The organism is Tardiphaga robiniae, assembly GCF_001618955.1.
Classification (GTDB): domain Bacteria; phylum Pseudomonadota; class Alphaproteobacteria; order Rhizobiales; family Xanthobacteraceae; genus Tardiphaga; species Tardiphaga robiniae_A.
On sequence record NZ_LVYV01000034.1, the window covers coordinates 78,083 to 100,672 of the forward strand.

A 22,590-nucleotide genomic window follows, 5' to 3' on the forward strand; every position below is an offset into this window, starting at 1 on the left:
TTCACCTCATGATAGCCGAATCTGCCACCCATAGCGCCCCGCAAATCCGCCGCAAATTCGCGCAGCGGCTGGCGATGTTCTACGGCACCGTGTTCGGCTCCAGCGGTTTCTATCTGCCGTTCTTCCCCGTCTGGCTGAAGGCGATCGGCATCGATCCGACCTGGATCGGCGCCATCCTTGCCGTGCCGTCGATGACGCGCTTCACCACGCTGCCCTTCATCACCGCTTTCGCGGAGCGCCGTCATGCCCTGCGCCAGACGATGATTGTCTGTGCCTTTCTCACCATGATCGGCTTTGCGACAGTAGGCACGCTACGCGAGCCGCTCGCCGTGCTCCTGGTGTTCGCGCTGACGGCGGTGGTCTGGACGCCGCTCACGGCGCTGACCGATGGCTATGCGCTGAAAGGCGTGGTGCGCTTCGGCTTCAGTTACGGTCCGCTACGGCTGTGGGGTTCGGCCGCCTTCGTGGTTGGTGCGCTTGCCTGCGGTCTGGTGGTCAACTGGCTCGATGGTGAGCATCTGATCTGGGTGATTGTTGCAGCGATGGTGCTGTCGGCTGTCGTCAGCCTTGGTCTGCAGCCACTTGGCGCGCCGACAGGCGACGGCACGGTGCTCTCGAAGGCAAGCGCGTTGCTACGCGATCCCGGCTTCCTCGCCATAGCGATCTCAGCCGCACTGATCCAGGGCAGCCATGCCGGCTACTACACCTTCGCGTCGATCACCTGGCAGGGGTCCGGCCTCGACGGCCTCACCATCGCGGGTCTGTGGACGCTCGGCGTGCTCGCCGAAATCATCCTGTTTGCAGTGTCGCCACGCCTGACTTTGTCACCTGCAACCATGGTCATCCTTGGTGGCCTTGGCGCATTGCTGCGCTGGACGCTGACCGCGCAAACGCTTCCGCTCCCGATTCTCGTGGTCGTGCAATTGCTGCATGGCGCGACCTACGGTCTGACGCAGCTGGGCACCATGGGCCTGTTGCTGCATCACGTCCCGCCGCATGTGATGGCGCGTGCGCAGGGCTATGTCACCGCCTGCACCGGCCTTGTGATGAGCAGCATGGCGGTTCTGTCAGGCGCGATCTATGCGCGTTACGGCGAGGGCGTTTACTACGTGATGGCCGTGCTTGGCCTTGCCGGCGCGACCGTCATATGGTTCGGCCGGCATCGCGCCGGGCAGCCGCCAGGCGTTGCGGGCGATCAGCCCCAGAGCGCCGCGTCGGGCGGATAGACCGTGCTTTCGTCATAGCGCAGACCGCCGTCGCGATCCCCGGCGAGCAATAGCGGGCCATCAAGATCGACGAAGCGTGCATATTGCGCAATCAGCATCGCGGGCGCCATCGCCAGCGACGTCGCCACCATGCAACCGACCATGATGTCGAGATTCATGGCGCGCGCGGCATCGGCCATCGCCAGCGCTTCGGTCAGGCCGCCGGCTTTGTCGAGCTTGATGTTGATCGCATCGTAACGCCCGCGTAACGCCTTGAGCGAAGCGAGGCCATGCACGCTCTCGTCGGCGCAAACCATGATCGGCCGATGCACATGCATCAGCGCATCATCCTTGCCTGCCGGTAGCGGCTGCTCGATCAGCGTGACGCCGGCGTTGTGGCAGGCATCGAGATTGGCTTTCAGGTTGTCCGGCGTCCACGCCTCATTGGCATCGACGATCAACTCGGATTCCGGTGCGGCCTGGCGCACGGCCGTGATGCGGCTGATGTCGTCGTCACTGCCGAGCTTGATCTTCAGCAGTGGCCGGTAGGCCGCCTTTGCGGTGGCGGAGGCCATCGCCTCGGGCGTACCAAGCGAGATCGTATAGGCGGTGGTGCAGGCGCGCGGTGCCGGCCGCTGCAGCATGTCCCAGACGCGCAAGCCTTGGCTCTTGGCCTCGAGGTCGAGCAGGGCGCAATCCACGGCGTTACGGGCCGCACCGGCAGGCATGGCCGATTGCAGGGCGCTTCGGTCGAGGCCCGCGGCAAATCGGTCCTGCATCGCCAGGATGGCCGCCAGCGTGGCCTCCGGGGTCTCGCCATAGCGCGCATAGGGCACGCATTCGCCGCGGCCGGTCAGTCCGCCGCGGCTGATCTCGGCGACCACGACGACGGCCTCTGTTTTGGCGCCGCGGCTGATGGTGAAGGCGCCAGCGATCGGCCATTGCTCGATCCGGGCGGTTATTAGGGCGGGGGCAGCGTCGGATGCGGACAATGCGGCGTCTTTCGGGCTGTGCCGGTAACGGCGGGTAATGGCGTGTCTATAAGTTTACGTGATCGCCGTGAACTTGTTTGCGACGCAATGCCGGTGTCTGAAAGGGCGGATTAAGGCTATATTAACCATAGCAACGTGTTGGCTTCACTTGGCTTCTCAGAAACGTATTTGGGCGTGTTAATACTTTGTTCATGCACAGACTGAACGCCCGCGGGAGCCTGTTTTGAGCGGCCCGACTTTGGAACAGATCGCGAAAGGCGACGGCTTGGCGCTATGCGCGGCTGGGTCGTGGACGGCTCGTTTTGCCCCCGCGCTCGAAAAACTCGTCGGCGAGGCCGAAAAGCTGACCGGTAGCCGCCCCAACATCTTCATCGACGTGTCGCAGGTCTCCAAGCTGGATACATTCGGCGCCTGGCTGATCGAGCGGTTGCGTCGGGCGCTGACCAATGGCGGCCACGAGGCGCAGATCGCGGGCCTTTCGGCGAATTACGCGACCCTGGTCGACGAGGTCCGCCGCGTGAAGCCTGCGGTCCCGTTACCGGCAAGCGGTAGCGCCTTGACTGCCGTGCTCGATGGCATCGGCCGCAATATCTATGGCATCGGGGAAACCCTCGTCGCGCTGGTCGATATGATTGGTGCCGTGATCGCGGCTTGGTTCCGCGTCTGGCGGCATCCGTCGAAATTCCGGCTCACCTCGGTGGTGCATCACCTGGAGCAGGTGTGCTGGAACGCAGTACCGATCGTGGTCCTGATCACCTTCCTGATCGGCTGTATCGTAGCCCAGCAGGGTCTGTTCCATTTTCGCCGCTTCGGCGCCGACGTCTTCGTGGTCGATATGCTCGGCGTGCTGGTGCTGCGTGAGCTCGGCGTGCTGCTGGTGGCGATCATGGTCGCCGGCCGGTCCGGCAGCGCGTACACAGCCGAACTCGGCTCCATGAAGATGCGCGAGGAGATCGATGCGCTTCGCACCATGGGCTTCGATGCCATCGAAGTTCTGATCCTGCCGCGCATGGTGGCGCTGGTGCTGGCGCTGCCCATTCTCGCATTTCTCGGCGCGATGGCTGCGCTCTATGGCGGCGGTCTGGTCGCCTGGCTCTATGGCGGAGTCGATCCATCGTCGTTCCTGTCGCGTCTGCGCGAGGCGATTTCGATCAACCACTTCATAGTCGGAATGGTGAAAGCGCCAGTGATGGCCATGGTGATCGGCATCGTGGCTTGTGTCGAAGGCCTGGCCGTGCAGGGCAGTGCGGAGTCGCTGGGGCAGCACACCACGTCATCGGTGGTGAAGGGAATCTTCTTTGTGATCGTGATGGATGGTGTGTTCGCGATCTTCTTCGCATCGATCGGGATCTGACGGCCATGACCTCGACGACTGCGACGCCCATTACTGAGACGCCGACGGGTGCTGCCTCCACCTCTGCCGATGCGATCATCAGCGTGCGCGATCTCACGGTGGCGTTCGGCAGCCGTCGGGTGCTCGACGGCCTCAACCTGGACGTGGCGCGCGGTGAGATCCTCGGTTTCGTCGGTGCATCGGGAGCCGGCAAGTCCGTGCTGATGCGCACGATCATTGGCCTCGTGCCGAAAGTCTCCGGCACGATCGAGGTGTTCGGCACTGATCTCGATGGCGGCGACAAGGAACGCCGCGATGTCGAGCGGCGCTGGGGCATCCTGTTTCAGCACGGGGCGTTGTTCTCGTCACTCAACGTGCGGCAGAACATCCAGTTTCCGGTGCGCGAATATCTCAAGGTCTCGGAGCGTCTGCTCGATGAGATCACCATGGCCAAGCTCACCATGGTTGGTCTCAAGCCCGAGGTGGCGGATCGCTATCCGTCGGAACTGTCGGGCGGCATGATCAAGCGCGTTGCGCTGGCGCGGGCGCTCGCGCTCGATCCGGAGATTGTGTTCCTGGACGAGCCGACATCGGGTCTCGATCCGATCGGCGCTGGCGATTTCGACGAATTGGTGCGCACGCTGCAGCGAACTTTGGGGCTGACCGTTTTCATGGTAACTCATGATCTCGACAGCCTGCATACAGCCTGCGACCGGATCGCCGTTCTCGGTAATGGCAAGATCATCGCGCAGGGAACGATGGCCGACATGCTGGCCTCGCAGCATCCCTGGCTTCGGGAATATTTCCACGGCAAGCGCGCACGCGCTGTTATCGGCTAGTTGTATTGGAGTTGGTTTGATGGAAACGCGGGCGAACTTCGTCCTGATCGGAATTTTCACGCTGGCGGTGATCGCCGCAGCGTTCGGCTTCGTGTTGTGGTTCCAGAATCTGCATTCGACTACGCAGCGCACGCCGCTGCGCATCATTTTCGAAGGCGCGGCGTCGGGCCTGCGCAACGGCGGCAATGTCAATTTCAATGGTATACGGGTCGGTGAAGTCGTCTCGGTGAAGCTCGACAATCCCAAGCGCGTCGTCGCGCTAGCGATGGTCGAGAATATCGCGCCCATTCGCAAGGACACACAGGTCGGCCTGGAATTCCAGGGGCTCACGGGTGTAGCGGCGATCGCGCTGAAGGGCGGTGATGAAGCTGCGCCCGCGGTGCCGCTGGATACCGACGGCGTGCCGGTGCTGACGGCCGATCCGGAGCTGCTGCGGGATATTTCGGAATCGATCCGCGCGACGCTCAACAACGTCAATCGTCTGGTCGCCGACAATCAGGAAACCCTGAAAGGTGCGATGAAGAACGTCGAGACCTTCACGGCGACGCTGGCGAAGAATTCTGAAGTGATCGACGGCATCATGCTCAAGATCGACAGCGTGATGGGCAAGGCCGATGGGGTCATGGGCAAGGCCGATAGCGTCGTCGCGCGAACCGACAATATCCTGCTCGGCCTCGATGCGCTGGCGGGCGGCAAGGACGGCGGCGAACTCACGGCGGCCGTGAAGTCGTTCCATGAGCTGACCGAGAACCTCGACAAGCGTTCCGGCGCATTGATGCTCGATGGCCGCCGTACCCTCGCGGATATCAGCCGTGCCGTGAACAATCTTGACCGCAACCCGACGCGTCTGTTGTTTGGCGCCAGCAGCGGCACACCCGCGGCTGCGCCTGCATCGGCGGCGCCTCCGGCACCCGCTGCTCCGCCGCGTCGTCGCCAAGCTCAATAGGGACGGAGAACGCTGATGGAGATCGAGGACCGTTTCACCATCAGTAACGGCCGGATCACGGCGACCATCAAGTCCGACGGCGCTGAACTGTGCTCGCTGAAGGATGCGCATGGGCATGAAGTGCTCTGGCAGGCCGGCGAGGAATGGCCTCGCCACGCGCCGCTGCTGTTTCCGATTGTCGGGAAGCTGAAAGACGATGTGCTGCGCCATCGCGGCCAGGTCTATGCGATGACCCAGCACGGTTTTGCGCGCGACCAGCGCTTCAGCTGGACCGGGCAGGGACCTGCGTCCTGCTCGCTGTCGCTGGCGGACAATGACGCCAGCCGGGCAAAATATCCGTTCTCGTTTCGGCTTGACGTCACCTATGTGATCGAAGGCGATGAACTGGTGATCGGTTATGCCGTGACCAACACTGGTGACGAGATGCTGCCGGCCTCGATCGGTGCGCATCCGGCATTTCACTGGCCGCTGAAGGATGGCGCCGACAAGCGCGCGCATACGATCATCTTCTCCGATGCCGAACCGGCGCCGATCAGACGGCTTGAGGGTGGACTGTTGCTGAGGGAGCCGGAATCGTCGCCGGTGCAGGGCGGCGCACTGGCGCTGTCGGAATCGCTGTTCGTGAAGGATGCGATGATCTTCGATCATCTCGCCAGCAGATCGCTGAGTTATAGCGCGCCTGGCGGACCGACGATCACCTTCGCCTGGGAAGGTTTTCGCGAACTTGGCATCTGGTCGAAACCATCCGGCGCTGCATTCCTCTGCATCGAGCCGTGGTACGGCTATGCCAGCCCGGTGGATTTTGACGGCGAGTTCGCCGACAAGCCGGGCGTGATGCACATCGCGGTTGGCGAGACGCGCAGCTTCACCCAACGCATCGGGTTCGCATAAGGTAACTGTCGCGGCCCGTGATCCAGCAGACCGCTGCATCGAGGAGGTCCGTCATGTCGAGAACTGCGTCCTGTTCGTGCGGTCAGCTGTCCATCGTGCTCGAAGGCGAGCCGAGGGGCGTCGGTATATGCCACTGTTTCGCCTGCCAGCGCCGGACCGGCAGCGTCTTCGCCGCGCTCGCGGGCTTCGGGCCAAGTTACAATGTGAGCGGCATCGCGACCGAATATGTCCGCACAGGGGATCAGGGGGCGCGCTTCCGATTCCGGTTCTGTCCCGTCTGTGGCACCAATCTCTTCCACACCGAAGAAGGATATGAAGCGCGTTCCGTAGCTGTGGCGGTCGGCTGCTTTGCTGATCCGGATTTTCCGCCTCCGGAGATCTCCGTCTATCATTGTCGGCGGCATGCCTGGGTGTCCTTGCCGTTCGGCGTCAACATTCACGACAAAAATCCCGCGTGATGACGGCACCGGCCTGGCCCCGCCTATAGCGCTCCGGCACATCAGCAGGCCCAACAAAAAAGCGGAGGCATCGCTGCCTCCGCTTTTCGCGTTCGTATTTAATCTTGCTTAGCCCAGCCGACCTGCTGCATGCGCGAGCAGGGTGTAGACCAGACCCGTTTCCGAGGTCAGATGGCTGCGCAGCGCTGCCGGGCCGCGTTCATCGCGGGCGACTTCGTCGAGCAGGCGTTCGAACTCAGTGATGTAGCGATCCACCGTGCCCTTGAAGTTGCGGTCCGACCGATACTTGCGGGCGACTTCATCGAAAGCCTTCTGGCCGGCGGGCGTATAGAGCCGCTTGCTGAAGGCCTTGCTCTCGCCGCGCTGATAGCGATCCCACATTTCAGCGGCCAGCGTACGGTCCATCAGGCGGCCGATGTCGAGTGACAGAGACTCCAGCGGATTGGCCGAGGCTGCAGGCTGCTGCGGAGCCGGTGCGCGGCGCGGCGGCGTGCGATCTTCTTCGACGTGATCGGCACGGCCGAGCAGATCCGACAGCCAGCCGTCACGGCCCTGGTCGGAGTTGGCTGGAGCGACCGACGGCGCTTCGGTGCGACGCGGGGCGGGGCCACCGATATCGGGCATCGGCAGGCTCGACGATGCGCTGCGGGCCGGCGGCTCCTCGCGGCGCGGGGCCGGACGCGGAGCCTCGTGGCGCGCTTCACTACGGCTGCTGGCGATCGCCATCGCAGGCTCCTCGTCACGCTGCACGCTGGTGGTGCGGCTGGTCGAGACCACGTCGAGGCCGCGGCCGTGGCGTGCGACGATGCGGTTGAGCTCGGCGAGCGCCTCGATCTGGTCGACGATCACCTTGCGCATCTGCGCAGTGCTCTCGGCGGCTTCCTGCGGCATGTCGAGAACGCCACGGCGCAGTTCGGTGCGGGTGCTCTCGAGCTCGTTGTGCATTTCGGCAGCCATCTGCTTCATGCTGGCGACCATCGACGAGAACTTGTCGGCCGACTGCTTGAACATGGCATCGGCTTCCTGCGTGCCCTGCTGGTAGATTTCGCTCATGGCTTGCGTTGTCGCGCGGCGCTCTTCTTCCGCGGCGGTGCGGACGGCTTCGAACTGCCGGCTGATCGCTGCCGAGCCCTGACCTGCGGTCTCCGCGACGACGCGGGCGATGTCGCGGGCACGCTCTTCAGCGGCTGCCAGCGATTCATCGAGCAGGCCGGTGAAGCGGGTGAGGCGTTGATCGAGATCGGTGGTGCGCAGATCGATGGTGGTGACCAGCGATTCCAGCGCGGCCTTGCGCTCGCCGACCGACGACATCGTGGTGCGGTTGCTCTGTTCGACCAAAGCCGCGGCATCCACGAGGGCGTGGCCATGGGTTTCGAACTGGCCCGAGAGCGAGCCGAGATCTTCCAGAGCCTTCGACGTCTTGGAGGTGAACACGGTGAGCTGTTCTTCCAGCGTCTGGGTAGCCAGGCCGTTGCGCGACGTCACGTCGTTCATGGTGGACACGAAATCTGCCACGCGGGTGACCAGAGCGCGCTCCAGCGAGTTGAGATTGTCGTGGGCGCCGGTGAGGACTTCCTGCAGCAGGATGTTGCCTTCACGCAGGCGTTCGAACAGCGCCACGGTATCGGTGCGCAGGATCTTGCTGGTTTCCTGCATCTCGGTGACCGCAGTGATAGAGACCTGACGCGACTGCTCGATGGCGGTGCGCGAGCTCTGCTCGAGATCCTTCAGCGACTTGTTGACCGCACCGGTGGCAAGTTCGCCGGCCGTGGTGATCGCGCGAGCCACGTCCGTGCTGTTGGTGACCATGGTCTGCGAGAAGGTCTGGCCGCGGCTCTCGATGGCCTTGAGCGCGTCGGCGGTGACGCGATCGATATCGACCGTGAGCTGATTGGCCTTGGCGCCCAGCGCGTCGACGAGCGAACCGCGCTTGGCGTCGACCATCTGCGACAGGCGGTCGGTCTGCTGCTGCACGTAGGTGACGATTTCGTCGGTCTTGCCGGTCATCGTGGTGCCGAAGCTGCCCGAAGCGGCGAACACCGACCGCTCGATCTCCGACGAGGTGGTCTTGATCTTGGTGGTGATTTCGTTCGAGGCGGCGACCAGCGAGTTGTGCGCATTCTGCGCACTGGTCTGGATGTTGTCGGTAGTGTTGGCAGTGACGTTCGAGAGCGAACGCTCGATGTCGGCGGAGATCACCTTGATCTGGCTTGCAGCATCGGCCGACGAGGTCGCCAGCGAGGTCTGCACTTCGCGGGCACTCGACAGGATGGCAGCGGCCGTATCGGCGCCGACGGCGGTGAGCGTGCGCTGCACGTCGATGGAGAGCGACTTGACGTGGTTTGCCGCGTCCGACGATGCATTGACCAGGGTGCTCTGGGCTTCGCGAGCGCCGGCAACGATCGATTCCGCGGTCGCGGTGCCGGCGGTCGTGAGGCTGCGTTCCATGTCGGCCGCGAGGTTGCGGGCGTGGTTCGACGCTTCGGTCGAGGCGTCGATCAGCGAGGACTGGACGTTGCGCGTGCTGGCCAGGATCGAGTCCGCGCTGGCGGTGCCGGCGGCGATCAGTGTGCGCTCCACGTCGGCCGCAAGGGTGCGGACCTGCTGCGAGGCGTCAGTCGATGCGGCGACCAGTGTGCTCTGCGCGGCGCGGGCGCCGGACAGGACCGAGTCGGCCGTCGCCGTGCCGGCGGCAGTGAGCGTGCGTTCGATATCGGCCGAGAGCGATTGGATCTGGCTGGCGACTTCCGAAGAGGTGGCGACCAGTGTCGACTGGGCGTCGCGGGCACCTGAGAGCATCGAGGCAGCTGTGGCTGAACCGGCCGCAGTGAGGGTGCGTTCGACATCGGCCGATAGCGACTTCACCTGCAGCGAAGCTTCCGAAGACGCGTTGACCAGTGTGGCCTGCGCATCGCGGGCGCTGTTGACGATGGCCGTGGCGGCAGTGGTGCCGACAGCGGTCAGCGAGCTCTCGATATCGGACGCCGTCAGCTTCAGCTGCGCGCCGACATCGGTCGAGACAGACACGAGGGATTCCTGCGCGGCGCGGGCGCCGGCCTGAATGGTCTCGCTGGTATTGACCATGAGATGCGTGAGCGAACGTTCGGCGTCCTCGACATTGGTCTTGATGCCGATCGAGAGTTCTTCGGCGCGGGCCATGAGCGAGTCGCTGGCCGTGCGGCCGGAGGTTTCGATACGGCCGGCAACGGCCTCAATGCGCGAGCCGAGCAGTTCCTCGAACTGTTCGACGCGGGTTTCGATCCCGCCGGCAACAATGCCGATACGACCTTCCATGCCGTCGTGGATCGTCTGGAAGCGCGCAGTGATGGTATCCGCGAACTGTGTGCTGCGGCTGTCGATGGCATCGGTGACGTTGTTGATGCGGCTGTCGATGGCCGTGATCGCCTGCGTCGTGCCTTCGGTGAGCGAGCTCGTGAAGTAGGAAAGGCGGTCGTCGATCGAGTGGATCGCCTGCACGGCGCCTTCCGTGAGCGCGGTGGTCAGGTGGGTCAGGCGGCCGTCGACCGAGCTGACTGCGAGGTTCGCGCCTTCGGTCAGGGCGGTGGTCAGATGCGTCAGGCGCGCGTCGACCGACTGGACGGCCTGGTTGGCACCTTCCGAGAGCGTCGATGCGAGGTTTTCAAGACGCGTATCGATGGTCGCGGTGACCGATTGCGCCCGAGCGTCAAACGTTTCTTCAAGGCTCTTGAGACGTCCATCGACGGTCTCGTCGAACGACTTGATCCTGGTGTCGAGCGACGCATCGAGATTGACGACGCGGCCTTCGAATTTGGTCTCGAATTCTGCGAGGCGGGTGTCGAGCGACGACGTGATGCCCCCGACATTGGACGCGACGCGGGTGTCGAAATTATCGACATAGGTCTTCAGCGTCTCCGAGATGTCCTGCGTGCGCTGACCCAGGCGATCGACGACTTCGCCGCCGAAGGTCTTCACGGTGCGGTCGAATTCCGAGATGTGCTTGGTGATGAGCGCCCCAAGCGTGCCGCTGTCGCGCGAGAAGCGCTCGGCCAGCTCGCTGCCCTGTTCCTTCACCAGTTCGTCGAAGGCGTTCATCTGCAGGCTGATGGTGTCGTGCGCGGTTTCGGTCTGGCTCGCGACCTTGGCCACCAGTGCGTTGACGGTGGCGTCGAGGGACTCGCCCGCCTTGTCGCCTGACGTGAGGATCTGGTTGGCCAGGCGGTTGCCGGCATCGTCGATCTTGCTGACGAGGTCGCCGCTGCGCAGCTCGAGTTCGAGCAGCAAGGAGTCGCTGGAATTCTTAAGCGAGTCGTGGACCTGCTCGGTGCGATCCGACACGCGATCGACAATCGTGGACGAACGCTGTTCGAATTCGCTGGTGATGCGGTCGATACGCTCGTTGAGCATTTCGTGGACGCGGTCGGCGAGATCGACGAACTCGTCGTGCACGTGGCCGGTCTTGAAGTTGAGGCTCGTCGTCAGACGCTCGCTGGCGTCGAGCACCGCGCGGGTGGTCTCGGCGCTGGCCTCTTCGAGGCGGTCGAGCAGGTCGCCGCCACGCTCGCCGAGTGCGAGGATCATGTTGTCGCCGGCGTTGCCGAGCGCACGGGTGATGTGTTCGCCGCGCTCTTCCAGCGCACCGGTGATGCTCTTGGCGACTTCATCGACGCGCGATGCGATGGCGTCTGAAATCAGTGCGATGTCGTGGCGGAGATCGATCTGCACGCCTGAAATGGCGGAGCGAACCTGCTCGGCCTGACCGACCAGGTTGTCGCGCTGATGCGCGATGTCCTGCAGCAGCGCGCGGATACGGACTTCGTTGTCAGAGTAAGCGCGCTCGAGCGCGGAAACTTCGTTGGCGACGAGGGTTTCGAGTTCGCCGGCACGCGCAATCGCGCGCTCGACGCCGTCGCCCATCGCGGCGACTTCGCGGCGGATCGCCTGGCCGACCGTGACCATCGAGTCGCTGGCAGTGCTTTCGGGCTCGGAGAAGCGAATCGCGACCTGTGCCATCGACTGGGCGATCAGGCGCATTTCCTGGCCGCGCCAGGCGAGGCTGGCGAGGAAGTAAAACAGCAAGATCGGGGCGAACAGCAGCGCAGCAAGGCCAGCCAGCGCCAGCGTGCCGCCGGAGCCCTGACCGATCAGGGCCTGCAGCGACGGCAGGAACGCAACGGTCAACAGGCCTGCGCCGACGATCCACAAGCCGGCGAACAGGGTGGCGAGCGTATAGACGTTGCGGGCGGGGCGGTTCTTCTGCAGCGCCTGCAGGATCTGGCCGATGGTTTCGCGGTCATCGTTCGCGGGACGGCGCCCAAAGCGCTGATCGTCCTGAGGCTCGAAGCCCGGGCGATCATTGGTGATGCGTGCGTCGAAGGCGTTGTCGTCGAGGTCGATGGGGGAAGATGGATTGGCGGGAGCGTTGTCGGCACGGATCGCGGGTTGATCGCGATCGACATGCGCGGGGTCACTGATGTTGAGTGCTTCCTGGATGGCAGAGAGCGCGACTTCGGTCGGATCCTTGGCCTTTTTGGTGTTGTTTGCCATGCTCGTTCCACGCCCCCTGATTACGCAACTGACACAGAAGTCCCCACGATTCGTTCCCGCCTGCAGCATAACGACTGGCCATGTGCACCCCGCGGGACGAATTTCGGACTGCCGGTCGCTCGGCTTGTCCGCTACTTCCGCAAACATCCTATTGGCTTGGTCGCGCGAATGAAATGGTTCTGGTTAAGACATTCTTAATGATAGTTAACGGCTTGCCGCGGTAACTTCTTGTGGTACCTCAAATAAACGGAATGGCCCCTCAATCGTGGCGAGTTTGCGTCAAAACTGCGTCAACCCGGCGGATTGTACCTAGAACGTTCCGTTAACCAATTCCGTGTTTGGCTGCAAAAAATCGCAGCCGGATCGTTCGGTTGGCGGGAATTTGGGCCATCATCAATGCCGCTTCATCTCGAACGGGTTCAATGGATGCCGTCACCGCCGCTGGTTCCCGATGACGGACCGATCGATTTCCCCCACCTTCAACGTATGACTATGGGCGATAGCAGCCTGGAACGTGAAGTTCTGGCGATGTTCGCGGCCCAGTCGAGCGAGTTGATCGAGAAGATCGTCAAAATGCCGGCGGATGTGGCTGAGCTCACGCACAAGCTGAAGGGCTCCGCGCAGGCGGTCGGCGCGTTCCGCATCACGGAAGCCGCCGAGTGGCTGGAAAGTGCGCTGCGCGACAACATCGATACCGCTGAGGCCCTGATGACGCTCACCGACGCCGTTCTCGAGGCGCGGGCGGAGATCGACGTCCTTCTGAAGCGGTCCTGATCCCCAAGGGATCAGCTTTGATCCCCGAGGGATCGTTTTTGATCCCCCAAAAGGGGGCATGCTTGGCCTGCTTTTCCAGATGACGGTTTTGCTGCGGAGCGCTGGCGCGATCCGGATCGACCCGTTATAGGACAGCCGGTATCTTCCTTTCGGCAGCGCGAGCATCATGGCCAAGATAAACTTTGTCGATCACTCCGGTGAGACCCGCAGCATTGACGCCGAGACCGGCTCCACGGTGATGGAGGCGGCCATTCGAAATGCCATTCCGGGTATCGAAGCCGAATGTGGCGGCGCCTGCGCCTGTGCCACCTGCCACGTCTATGTCGATGAAGCCTGGCAGGAGCGCGTCGGTGCGCCGACGCCGATGGAAGAGGACATGCTGGACTTCGGTTACGACATCAAGCCGAACTCCCGGCTGTCGTGCCAGATCAAGATCACCGATGCGCTCGATGGCCTTGTTGTGATCACGCCGGAACGCCAGGCCTGAGCGTCCCCAGACTTGTTATTTACTGCGCGTTCAAACCGCGCAGCATCCATGGCTGAAACCGGTCGACAACGTCGGGCGGGATCGGCGTTGGTTGACGGTTGGTGAGGCCAACCATCACGGTCGTTGCGATCGCCGAGGCCATGCACTTGCCTTCCGAGAACACCACCTGCGAATAGGTTACCGAGGTCCGGCCGATCTTGGTGACGCCGAGCCCGAGTTCGATCTTGCCTGGCCAGTGCAATTCGGCGCGAAAGTGAATATCGAGCCGCGCTAACACCCAGCTTTGGCCAGGCGCGATCAGCCCGCAGGCCGGGTCCCGCATCAGCAACACGCGGCTGGTCTCGAAATAGCTGGAATAGACCGCGTTGTTGACGTGGTTGTTCGGATCGAGATCCGCAAAGCGCACATTGTCCGACAGGCGATAGGGATAGTCGTCGAGGACGGGCGCCGGGGCGCGGGCAGGGGCGTTCACGAAATTGATCTCCAGCAATGCTTGGCAGGTTTGCGCCTGTTACAGCGCAGTTGCACAGCCCAGGCAAGGGCGGGGCACGTGCTGATTTCAGGCCGAGCCGCTGTGGCTTTCCCCGTGTGGCGCCGCTAGGCTGGACGCAATAGCCGGATGGCGCCGGGCTCTGCGATCTCGCAGGGCTGGTTCAACCGAGAAAAAACACTATGGGCGAAACGATCAAGACGGACGTGCTGATCATCGGCGCCGGCCCCTGCGGGCTGTTCGCCGTGTTTGAACTCGGCCTGCTCGATATGAAGGTCCACCTCGTCGATATCTTGGACAAGATCGGTGGCCAATGCGCCGAGCTCTATCCGGAAAAGCCGATCTACGACATTCCCGCGATCCCGCTGGTCACCGGTCAGGGGCTGACCGAAGCACTGCTGGAGCAGATCAAGCCGTTCCATCCGACCTTTCATCTGAATGAAATGATCGAGACCATCGAGAAGATCGGCGATCCCTTGTTTCGTGTCACGACGGATGCCGGCCAGGTGTTCGAAACCAAGGTGGTGGTGATCTCCGCCGGCGGCGGCTCGTTCCAGCCGAAGCGTCCGCCGGTGCCGGGCATCGAGGCCTATGAAGGCACGTCGGTGTTCTACGCGGTGCGCAAGATGGAGCAATTCCGCGACAAGGATCTGCTGATCGTCGGCGGCGGCGATAGCGCGCTGGACTGGACGCTCAACCTGCATCCGGTCGCGCGGCGCGTCACGCTGTTGCATCGGCGCGATGATTTCCGTGCTGCGCCTCACAGTGTCGAGCAGATGCGCAAGCTCGTGGCAGCCGGTCAGATGGACCTGCAGATCGGTCAGGTCACAGCGCTTGAAGGCGAGGGCGGCCATCTCACCGGGGCCGTCATCAAGGGCAATGACAACGAAAGTGTCCGGATCGACTGCAATACGATCCTGCCGTTCTTCGGCCTGACCATGAAGCTTGGCCCGGTCGCCAACTGGGGCGTCACGCTGGAGAACAACCTGATCCCGGTGGGGACAGCATCGTTCGAGACCAACGTGCCCGGCATCTTCGCCATTGGAGATATCAATACGTATCCCGGCAAGCTGAAGCTCATCCTGTCCGGCTTCCACGAGGGCGCGTTGATGGCGCAGAAGGCGTATCACTACGTCTATCCGGACAAGCGGCTGGTGTTTCAGTACACGACGTCCTCCTCAAGCCTGCAGAAGAAGCTTGGCGTTAACTAACTTCGGCTAGTTGTTGGAATCATCTTGTATGACGGAGATGCAAAGGCGGTTCGGATCGCCGGTAACCGCGTCGGGTTCGGTGGGCAGCTTGTGGCAAAGCTATGGCCGCCGACACAATCGGACATCCAGCGCGCGATCGGCAATCTTGCAAAAGCCATCAACCGCAGTCACTCTCTCGTCGCGGAAGATTGATAGTCAATGCAATCGCATCGAGTGTGGATGCTCGGCGGGTGCATGGACGACGAACTGCACGGGGAAGACGATGGCACAATTCCGATCCCGACGTCTGGCGCTCACAGTCGCTTCAGGTCTGGCCGCGTGCGCGATGTTGGCCGGCCCTCTCCACGCAGCTGAGCCGACTGCTGCCGGGCTTTGGCAGAAGGTTGAGAATAACAAGCCTGTCGTCTGGGTTCTGGTGGTTGACCATGGCGGCGGCGTATTCGAAGGTGCGATCGCCAAGACGTTTCCGAGCCCCGATGACAAGCCGGGCGACGACTTCTGCGGCAAGTGCGTCGATGACCGGAAGGGCCAGCCAGTGCTGGGTATCTCCTTCATCCGCAACATGCAGCAGCAGGGACTGAAATACGAGAACGGCAACATTCTCGATCCGCGCGATGGCAAGGTCTACAAGGCCAAGATGAGCGTCAGCGCCGATGGTCGGGCGCTCACCGTGCGCGGCTATTGGGGCATTGCGCTGCTCGGCAAGGACGAGACCTGGTACCGTCTGCCCGATACCGAAATGGCCTCGCTTGATCCGACGGTGATCGCGAAATATGTGCCGACGCTCGCTGCAGCTGTCGTCAAGCCGCCAACCGTCGGTAATGCCGCCGCGAAGGCCCCCGTCGCGCCGATGAAGAAGGCCAGCAACGTGACCCCGGGTAGCAACGTCGCGCGCTGATCGTCGCCAACTTGCTTGTGGCTCCCCCACAAGCGAAGACTGTCCAACACCCCACATTCTGGAAGCCGACGCCATGGCGCGTCGGCCATTTCGGTGCCAATTCAATCGTGGCGCGCCAGCTTCCAACGTTGCTTATCGGCTCTCTCCGGACGTCATTCATTTGAATACCGGATCATAGAAATATGATTCCACGTCTGTTCTTCGCGGTCCGTCGATCGATATCGTGCATCGATTCAATGACAATGGCTGCTGAAGGAGCCCATCACGATGATCGTTGCGCATTACGAGCATCGCTTGCCCGCCGACTATGATCTCGGCTTGATCCGCTCACGCGCAAGGGAGCGCGGTCCGCTCTGGGATGCAAAGCCGGAGCTTTACTTCAAGGGATTTCTCTTGCGAGAGAGCGGGCACTTCGGGGCAACGACGTCGAGCTATTCCTCGCTTTATCTATGGCGGCACGACGAGGCGTTTCGCGATTTTCTCGTGAACGGCGGATACAAGATCGTTGTCGATATGTTCGGTCGGGCGCGGATCGAAACACGCGTTGCCCTCGATGCCCGGAAGGGGGCTGGACGGGAGGCCCGCTTTGCCTATCGGCAGGACGTCGCCATTCCGCCCGATGCCGATCTCGCAGCGGCAATGACAGGCGAGATCGAGCGCAACGCGGATCTCTCGGCACGCGCCGGAATCGTTGCGGCCGTCATCGGACTGGATGCCGAGACGTGGGTCTTCACCCGCGTTCTGCTCTCGGAGAATGAATGCACCGATGCTGGTGCTTGCTATCAGATCCTGCATCTGGCGCAGCCGCTGCTGGATCGCCTTCCATACGCTACCTAGCTCGTATGCGCGCGGTGTTCGCGGAACGCAGCCGCGAGGGTTCGCAGCGCTTGGCGAGACTGCATATCCGACAGTGTCGAGAGAAGTACGATTTCCGATGACGCCAGCGGTGGCAGGCCAAATTTCTGGCTGACTTCGATGGTGCCGGCCGGTGCAAGCCGGCAGGAGAAGACCGCGGTGGCAAGGCCCGCCGAGACAGCGTCCGACACGACTGAAGAGCCGCCACCGAGAAACACCTCCGTCCATGCGATGCCGGCCGCGTCCAGCGCATGAATGGCAACGTCGTGCACGCCACATACTGGCGTTAGCGCCGCCAGTCGCAATGCCTCGCCCGGCCGGTGCACAAAGCCTGGTGCTGCGAACCAGCCGAAATGCTCGGGCGCAAGCACTTCGCCGTCGCGTCGGTCATCCTCACGCCGGACGATGGCCGCATCGATTTCGCCGCGGTCGAATGCGTCCAGCAAATTGCGTGAATTATCGAGGCGAACCTCGATCGTGAGCGTGGGGTCATGCGCATTCAGGCGAGCCAGCAGCGTCGGAACCTCCGGCCCGGCCACATGGGCCGCAATGCCGAGTGCGAAACGGCGACGGGTCGCAGACAAAGCTGCGACAGCGCGATCATGCGCGGCCAGGAAGTCGCGGGCTGAATCGACGAATAGCGCGCCTTGCGCCGAGAGGCGCACCATTCGCGGGGTTCGTTCGATCAATTTATGGCCGAGGCGGTCTTCCAGCCGCTTCAGCTTCACGCTGATCGCGCCCTGGGTCGTGCCGAGCGCTTCCGCCGCACGCGTGAAGCTCTGAAGATTGGCGATGGTCACGAATGCCTGCACGGCATCCACGTCCAGGGCGCTCATTTGAATTATCCAGATTTGTTGTCTCTGAAATACTCAATCATCCAATTCTGAAATTGTCAACCTCTGCCTATGTTGCGTTCATCACAACGGAGACCGGGTGGACCTCATCCTCTGTCGTCGGGCTTCACTGTGGCGCGTTATTATCCCGAAAGGCTCCCATGCTCTCCGAATCGACACGACAAAGCACATTGGCTTTGGCGGCTGCCTGTCTCACCTCCCTGATGTTCGGTCTGGAGATTTCCAGCATTCCCGCGGTCCTGCCGACGCTGGAGCGAGTGCTTCATGCCGATTTCAAACAGCTCCAATGGGTCATGAATGCGTATACGATCGCGGTGACGACGGTGCTGATGGCAACCGGCACGCTCGCGGATCGCTATGGGCGCAAGCGCATCTATCTGATTTCGATCGTCGCGTTTGCCGCTGCATCCCTGCTTTGCGGCCTGACCGAAAATATAATGGTGCTGATCGTTGCCAGATTTCTCCAGGGCATCAGCGGCGGGGCGATGCTGATCTGCCAGGTCGCGGTGCTATCCCATCAATTTCCGGAAGGGCGGCAACGCGCCGTTGCATTCGGCTGGTGGGGGATCATCTTTGGCATCGGTCTGGGCTTCGGCCCGATCATCGGTGGTGCGATCGTGGCTTTGTCGAGCTGGGAATGGGCCTTCCTCATCCATGTCCCGCTTGCCGTGATCGCCCTGATCCTCGCCGGGAGCGGAGTTCGCGAGTCGCGCGATCCGGGGGCCAGCAGCCTCGATCTTGCAGGGATCATCACGCTCTCGCTTGCGGTCTTCTGCCTCGCATTCTTCATTACGCAAGGTCCGGATATTGGCTTCGACAGCTGGACGGCGTTTGCGATCGTCGGCGTGTTCGCTGCAAGCCTGATCGGCTTTATCGTCGCCGAGCATCTCAGCCCGAGGCCGATGTTCGACTTCACCGTCTTCCGGATCCGTAATTTTGCCGGCGCGCTGGTCGGCTCGATGGCCATGAACTTCAGCTTCTGGCCGTTCATGATCTATCTGCCGATCTATTTCCAGGCAGGGTTGGGTTATGGCAGCGTCGGCGCCGGACTGTCGCTTCTGGCCTATACGTTGCCGACGCTGGTCGTGCCGCCGGTGGCCGAACGCCTCGTGCTACGTTTCCATCCGGGTCTGGTCATCCCGCTCGGCCTGTTCACGATCGGAACAGGGTTCTTCGCCATGAAGATCGGTAGCTCGGTCGCGCATGCGAGCTGGCTGACGATGCTGCCGGGATGCGTCCTTGCCGGCATCGGATTGGGTTTGACCAATACGCCTGTGACCAACACGACGACCGGATCGGTGCCGCAGGAACGCGCGGGCATGGCGTCAGGTATCGATATGAGTGCCCGCATGATTGCGCTTGCCATCAATATCGCGCTCATGGGCCTCATTCTCGTCGAGGGGGTGCGCGCGTCTTTGAAGTTCGCGCTGCCGAGCGGTACCAGTGTTGAGCTATTACGCTCGCTGGCAGAAAGCGTCGCCGCCGGCACGGCGCTCGCGTCTGAATACAATCTCGGCGGAGCCGCCATTCAAGACGCCCTGACCCAAGGATTCGGCTGGGTCCTGCTTTATGGCGGAATGAGCGTGTGGATTCTCGCGGGCATCAGCTTTGTTGTCTTCGGCCATGGACTGCCGAGACGCGCGCGCCATGGTCAAAGCTGTGTCGAAGGCGACGGTAGGGCGTAGTCCGGACCGACCTATCGCGCGGCTGGCTGCAGCACCATCGGTGCCAGCGGCTCCTGCGTGACATCAGCTTCCGCGCCCAGCCGCAATACGCTCGCCGCTGCCGGCACGACGGCATCGGCCATCGCGGCGTGGCCTTCGCCGGTGGGATGGATCGCACCGCCATAGACGGCGGAGAGAATGCCCCAGGTCGCGTCATGGATATCGGCCGGCTGGATCGCCGCCGAATAGCCCTGCGGGTAGGTCATCGCCGCGAAGTAGCTGTCATTGGCGTCGCGGATCCAGCGGCCACGCGGCAAATAGGGGCGGAATTCGCTGGCGCCGCGACCGCACACCATCGGCTGCGCTGCGGCTTCGACGAGACTGGTCTCGAAGCTGTCGCCCTTGGGCGAGAAGCAGGCGCGATCGAATTCGGGATCGGACGACGACCGCGCGCAGAATCCGTGATTGGCGAAACTCGCCTGATGCTGATCGACGAAGGTCATGCGGTCGGCTTCGGGATTGCGGCACAGTACGCCGCCCTGGCACAGCGCGATGGACTTCAGTTGCGGCAGGAATTCGGACTCGACGAAGTTGGCGACATTGGCCAGCCGCCGCGGATCGGCTGAGAATGACGGATGCACGTCGAAGCCGGCCGGGCCGCCGGGGCAGGGCGCGCCATTGGCGAAAGTCGGGTTGGCGTAAGCGGCAAACACCACGCGCGACATGTCTCCGCCGACCAGCGGCTTCAGCGCTTCCCTCACCTTGCCGAAGCTGGCGGGCAGTTCGCGAGCCAGCGCGCTGCGGGAGTCCTCGACCGATCCGAGAATGCCACCGCGCCTGAACAGCGCACGTTCGGTTGCGTTTTCGACGATGACGTCAGCGACGAGGCCCGAGAAGTTGATGTCGTTGGCGCCGATCGACAGCAGGACGAGATCGAGCCGGCGTGCCGGCTGCCGGCGCTTCGCGGCAGTGATGGCTTCACGCAGCTCGGCGATCTGCGCGTTGACGCTGCCCGCACAGGTGCTCGCATTCTTTGTGGTGAGGCACTCACGCGCGCGCTGTCCGCCCAGCAATCCGTCGGCGATTGTCGCGCCCGAACAGGCCAGCGGCAGATAGGTGACGGCGATGTGCGGATACTGCACGGCGAGCGCCAGCGCGGCGCGGGTCTGGTAGCTATAGAGCGAGCGGTGGCACGCGGCGTTGAACCACTGCGCGCCCGCGCGCTGCCAGGCCTGCAGCGACTCATAGGAGTCGCAGGAGCGGCCGCCTTTGAAGCCGGCGCGACTCGGCCGATAGAACTGCCCGCTCGGGCCGCCGAGATAAGAGCGGAAGCAGAAGCCGTCATCGGACAGTGCGACCGGACGATCCGGATTGCCTTCGCCCGAAGCAATGGAATCGCCGAGGCCCGCAATCAGGATGTCGCGCACGGCGATGTCGGCGGTGACACGGACAGGCGCCTCGGCGCCGCTGGTGACCTCCACGGTCGCCACCGTGCGGCGACCATAGATGGCGCGGAAATTGATCGGCTCGGCGCAATCGAGAGTGGATTGACGCGGGCCTTCGCCGTCCTCGAAGGTCCAGGCGCAGATCGCACCGACCGGCACTTCGCCGGTAAGGCGGACGGTGATCGGATGTTCGGTCGGCGTCAGGTAGCTTTCCTTGACGGTGTCACGGGTGCAGGGCTCGCTGACCTTTCCGGCCAGATCGATGCATAGCCGGTTGACGGTGTTGCGCGCCCAGCCGCGGCCGTCGCTCTGCACGCCCAGAACCTGTTCGGCGGCCAGCACGCTGCGGTTGTGCATGGCGTCGACATGGAGCTGGAAGTCACGCTCTTCGCGGAACAGCCGGAAGCGGTTGCGCACTTCCCAGGAGATCTGGATCGAACTGTTGGCGATGCCCTGCGCGGCGGCCGGTCCAACCGGCAGCGCGCCCAGCATGCCCAGCAGCACGGCGAGGTTGATTAATGAACGTCTGAAATAAATGGGGGCCATGGCGGTGTTGAACGTCACGTATGGGGCGGAAGTAAGAAATCGATTGGTCGGACGCGCGGTGTGGCGCGCCCGCTGCTGATTCAACCCTGTGACTGACGCTTCAATGGCTGCTCATGCACCACGACCGGGGCGGGCTCGGTCTCGCGACGTTCATTGCGGTCATCCAGGCGGCGCCTGTGCCATGGCTGGATGACACTGAGCCAGATTTCGCGGCTGCCCATGATGCAGATCGAGATGGCGAACGGGATCATGAAATACAGGATCCGGAACATGACCACGGTGGCGACCAGCTCCTCTTGGCGGAACTGCGGCAGCGCCACCAGCAAAGCGGCGTCAAACACGCCAAGGCTGCCCGGCGCATGGCTGGCGAAGCCCAGCAGGGTGGCGAGGATAAACACCACGGCCAGCGAGACGAAATCGATAGTGGGCTGATCTGGCATCAGCAGATACATGGCCAGCGCGCAGAAGCCGAGATCGACAACGCCGATGGCGATCTGCAGCAGCGTCAACTGCGCGGAGGGCAGGACGACCTTCCAGCCGTTCTGACCGAGCTCGCGGCGCTGCTTGCCGACCGACAGCCAGACCAGATAGCCGATGATGCCGGCCAGACAGCCGAACCCGATCAGCCGATTGATGGCGTTGGGCAGGAGATCGATGGCCGAGGCGGCCTGTGGATGCCAGACCATGCCGATGCCCAGCACGAACAGATTGCCGAGCCAGAAGGTCAGTCCGGAAATGAAGCAGATCTTGGCGACGTCGATGGCGTTAAGGCCGTAATCCGAATAGATGCGGAAGCGGATGGCGCCGCCAGTGAAAACGGTGGCGCCGATATTGTGGCCAATAGTGTAGCTGGTGAAACCTGCCAGCGCCGCGATCCGATACGGCACATGCTTCTTGCCGATCGTTCTGAGTGCGAAGTAGTCGTAGAAGGTGAGGGTGCAGAAGGCGCCTATCACGCACAGCGTCGCCATGGCGATTTGCATCGTCGATTTCGCGGCCATCGCTGCCAGGATCTTGGCGGTATCGAGGCCCTTCAGCGTATGGACCAGATGGGAGATAGCGAGGGCGATGACGATCAGGCTTGCGACAACACCCAGCCGTTTCCAGCCGACGTGTTGCTTGAAGCCGCGCCCGAGCGCGGTCAGCAATCGTTGCATTCGTCCTCCCGGCGGAGCG

General features: G+C 62.9%; 18 protein-coding genes. 12 read left to right on the forward strand and 6 right to left on the reverse strand.

Annotated elements, in window-relative coordinates; translation table 11 throughout:
• Positions 1–8 precede the first annotated feature (8 nt).
• The gene (locus tag A4A58_RS20495) at positions 9–1,226 is read left to right on the forward strand and encodes an MFS transporter (RefSeq protein WP_068735566.1); all 1,218 of its coding nucleotides are present in this window, start codon (positions 9–11) and stop codon (positions 1,224–1,226) included.
• On the opposite strand, the gene dgcA is transcribed toward A4A58_RS20495, so the two are convergent.
• On the reverse strand, positions 1,196–2,197 hold the full coding sequence (dgcA, locus tag A4A58_RS20500; RefSeq protein ID WP_068735568.1) for an N-acetyl-D-Glu racemase DgcA: 1,002 nt from the start codon (positions 2,195–2,197) through the stop codon (positions 1,196–1,198). The genes A4A58_RS20495 and dgcA overlap by 31 nt on opposite strands.
• 223 nt (positions 2,198–2,420) lie before the next feature.
• Here dgcA and A4A58_RS20505 point away from each other — a divergent pair, with 223 nt between their 5' ends.
• Genes A4A58_RS20505 through A4A58_RS20525 form a run of 5 tightly spaced genes read left to right on the forward strand, consistent with a single transcriptional unit; the run spans position 2,421 to position 6,664 of the window.
• Positions 2,421–3,551 (forward strand): ABC transporter permease, encoded by a 1,131-nt coding sequence (locus A4A58_RS20505; protein WP_068735569.1) that lies wholly within the window; start codon positions 2,421–2,423, stop codon positions 3,549–3,551.
• A 5-nt stretch (positions 3,552–3,556) separates the two neighbouring features.
• Positions 3,557–4,369 carry an ABC transporter ATP-binding protein gene (locus tag A4A58_RS20510; RefSeq protein ID WP_068735571.1) on the forward strand — a complete coding sequence of 271 codons (813 nt, stop codon included), beginning with the start codon at positions 3,557–3,559 and terminating at the stop codon, positions 4,367–4,369.
• A gap of 19 nt (positions 4,370–4,388) precedes the next feature.
• Positions 4,389–5,315, forward strand: coding sequence for an MlaD family protein (locus tag A4A58_RS20515; RefSeq protein ID WP_068735573.1), 927 nt, complete (start codon positions 4,389–4,391; stop codon positions 5,313–5,315).
• Positions 5,316–5,330: 15 nt separating this feature from the next.
• Positions 5,331–6,206, forward strand: coding sequence for an aldose 1-epimerase family protein (locus tag A4A58_RS20520; RefSeq protein ID WP_068735575.1), 876 nt, complete (start codon positions 5,331–5,333; stop codon positions 6,204–6,206).
• 53 nt (positions 6,207–6,259) lie between these two features.
• The gene (locus A4A58_RS20525; protein WP_068735577.1) at positions 6,260–6,664 is read left to right on the forward strand and encodes a GFA family protein; all 405 of its coding nucleotides are present in this window, start codon (positions 6,260–6,262) and stop codon (positions 6,662–6,664) included.
• A gap of 108 nt (positions 6,665–6,772) precedes the next feature.
• On the opposite strand, the gene A4A58_RS20530 is transcribed toward A4A58_RS20525, so the two are convergent.
• Positions 6,773–12,190, reverse strand: a complete 5,418-nt coding sequence (locus tag A4A58_RS20530) for a hypothetical protein (RefSeq protein WP_068735579.1) — start codon at positions 12,188–12,190, stop codon at positions 6,773–6,775.
• A 396-nt stretch (positions 12,191–12,586) separates the two neighbouring features.
• On the opposite strand from A4A58_RS20530, the gene A4A58_RS20535 reads away from it, so the two are divergent.
• The gene (locus tag A4A58_RS20535) at positions 12,587–12,964 is read left to right on the forward strand and encodes an Hpt domain-containing protein (protein WP_068735581.1); all 378 of its coding nucleotides are present in this window, start codon (positions 12,587–12,589) and stop codon (positions 12,962–12,964) included.
• Between the two features lie 166 nt (positions 12,965–13,130).
• Positions 13,131–13,451, forward strand: coding sequence for a 2Fe-2S iron-sulfur cluster-binding protein (locus tag A4A58_RS20540; RefSeq protein ID WP_068735583.1), 321 nt, complete (start codon positions 13,131–13,133; stop codon positions 13,449–13,451).
• A gap of 19 nt (positions 13,452–13,470) precedes the next feature.
• Here A4A58_RS20540 and A4A58_RS20545 read toward each other — a convergent pair whose 3' ends face one another.
• Complete coding sequence (locus A4A58_RS20545) at positions 13,471–13,923, reverse strand: acyl-CoA thioesterase (RefSeq protein ID WP_068736253.1); 453 nt, start codon at positions 13,921–13,923, stop codon at positions 13,471–13,473.
• Positions 13,924–14,123: 200 nt separating this feature from the next.
• Between A4A58_RS20545 and A4A58_RS20550 the strand changes: the two genes are divergently transcribed.
• From A4A58_RS20550 to A4A58_RS20560, 3 genes are all read left to right on the forward strand, one after another.
• Positions 14,124–15,152: an NAD(P)/FAD-dependent oxidoreductase gene (locus A4A58_RS20550; RefSeq protein WP_068735585.1), complete on the forward strand. Its 1,029-nt coding sequence runs from the start codon at positions 14,124–14,126 to the stop codon at positions 15,150–15,152.
• A 262-nt stretch (positions 15,153–15,414) separates the two neighbouring features.
• Positions 15,415–16,050, forward strand: a complete 636-nt coding sequence (locus A4A58_RS20555; protein WP_068735587.1) for a DUF2147 domain-containing protein — start codon at positions 15,415–15,417, stop codon at positions 16,048–16,050.
• A gap of 267 nt (positions 16,051–16,317) precedes the next feature.
• Positions 16,318–16,887, forward strand: a complete 570-nt coding sequence (locus tag A4A58_RS20560) for a DUF4865 family protein (RefSeq protein WP_068735589.1) — start codon at positions 16,318–16,320, stop codon at positions 16,885–16,887.
• On the opposite strand, the gene A4A58_RS20565 is transcribed toward A4A58_RS20560, so the two are convergent.
• Complete coding sequence (locus tag A4A58_RS20565) at positions 16,884–17,741, reverse strand: LysR family transcriptional regulator (protein WP_068735591.1); 858 nt, start codon at positions 17,739–17,741, stop codon at positions 16,884–16,886. The two genes, A4A58_RS20560 and A4A58_RS20565, sit on opposite strands and share 4 nt — an antisense overlap.
• A gap of 158 nt (positions 17,742–17,899) precedes the next feature.
• Between A4A58_RS20565 and A4A58_RS20570 the strand changes: the two genes are divergently transcribed.
• Positions 17,900–19,444 (forward strand): MFS transporter, encoded by a 1,545-nt coding sequence (locus A4A58_RS20570; protein WP_068735593.1) that lies wholly within the window; start codon positions 17,900–17,902, stop codon positions 19,442–19,444.
• An 11-nt stretch (positions 19,445–19,455) separates the two neighbouring features.
• Here the strand turns inward: A4A58_RS20570 and A4A58_RS20575 are convergent, their stop codons facing one another.
• Positions 19,456–21,414 (reverse strand): hypothetical protein, encoded by a 1,959-nt coding sequence (locus tag A4A58_RS20575; protein ID WP_068736254.1) that lies wholly within the window; start codon positions 21,412–21,414, stop codon positions 19,456–19,458.
• 80 nt (positions 21,415–21,494) lie between these two features.
• A complete protein-coding gene (locus tag A4A58_RS20580; protein WP_081421982.1) occupies positions 21,495–22,571 on the reverse strand; it encodes a lysylphosphatidylglycerol synthase transmembrane domain-containing protein in 1,077 nt (358 codons plus the stop codon).
• Positions 22,572–22,590 lie beyond the last annotated feature (19 nt).

Bases quoted from the DNA above. Each gene is read 5' to 3' on its own strand.
- A4A58_RS20580 (WP_081421982.1), bottom strand. From the start codon at position 22,571: ATGCAACGATTGCTGACCGCGCTCGGGCGCGGCTTCAAGCAACACGTC.
- A4A58_RS20560 (WP_068735589.1), top strand. From the start codon at position 16,318: ATGATCGTTGCGCATTACGAGCATCGCTTGCCCGCCGACTATGATCTC.
- A4A58_RS20510 (WP_068735571.1), top strand. From the start codon at position 3,557: ATGACCTCGACGACTGCGACGCCCATTACTGAGACGCCGACGGGTGCT.
- A4A58_RS20550 (WP_068735585.1), top strand. From the start codon at position 14,124: ATGGGCGAAACGATCAAGACGGACGTGCTGATCATCGGCGCCGGCCCC.
- A4A58_RS20540 (WP_068735583.1), top strand. From the start codon at position 13,131: ATGGCCAAGATAAACTTTGTCGATCACTCCGGTGAGACCCGCAGCATT.
- A4A58_RS20515 (WP_068735573.1), top strand. From the start codon at position 4,389: ATGGAAACGCGGGCGAACTTCGTCCTGATCGGAATTTTCACGCTGGCG.
- A4A58_RS20520 (WP_068735575.1), top strand. From the start codon at position 5,331: ATGGAGATCGAGGACCGTTTCACCATCAGTAACGGCCGGATCACGGCG.
- A4A58_RS20565 (WP_068735591.1), bottom strand. From the start codon at position 17,741: ATGAGCGCCCTGGACGTGGATGCCGTGCAGGCATTCGTGACCATCGCC.
- A4A58_RS20575 (WP_068736254.1), bottom strand. From the start codon at position 21,414: ATGGCCCCCATTTATTTCAGACGTTCATTAATCAACCTCGCCGTGCTG.
- A4A58_RS20555 (WP_068735587.1), top strand. From the start codon at position 15,415: ATGGCACAATTCCGATCCCGACGTCTGGCGCTCACAGTCGCTTCAGGT.
- A4A58_RS20530 (WP_068735579.1), bottom strand. From the start codon at position 12,190: ATGGCAAACAACACCAAAAAGGCCAAGGATCCGACCGAAGTCGCGCTC.
- A4A58_RS20535 (WP_068735581.1), top strand. From the start codon at position 12,587: ATGCCGCTTCATCTCGAACGGGTTCAATGGATGCCGTCACCGCCGCTG.
- A4A58_RS20570 (WP_068735593.1), top strand. From the start codon at position 17,900: ATGCTCTCCGAATCGACACGACAAAGCACATTGGCTTTGGCGGCTGCC.
- A4A58_RS20525 (WP_068735577.1), top strand. From the start codon at position 6,260: ATGTCGAGAACTGCGTCCTGTTCGTGCGGTCAGCTGTCCATCGTGCTC.
- A4A58_RS20495 (WP_068735566.1), top strand. From the start codon at position 9: ATGATAGCCGAATCTGCCACCCATAGCGCCCCGCAAATCCGCCGCAAA.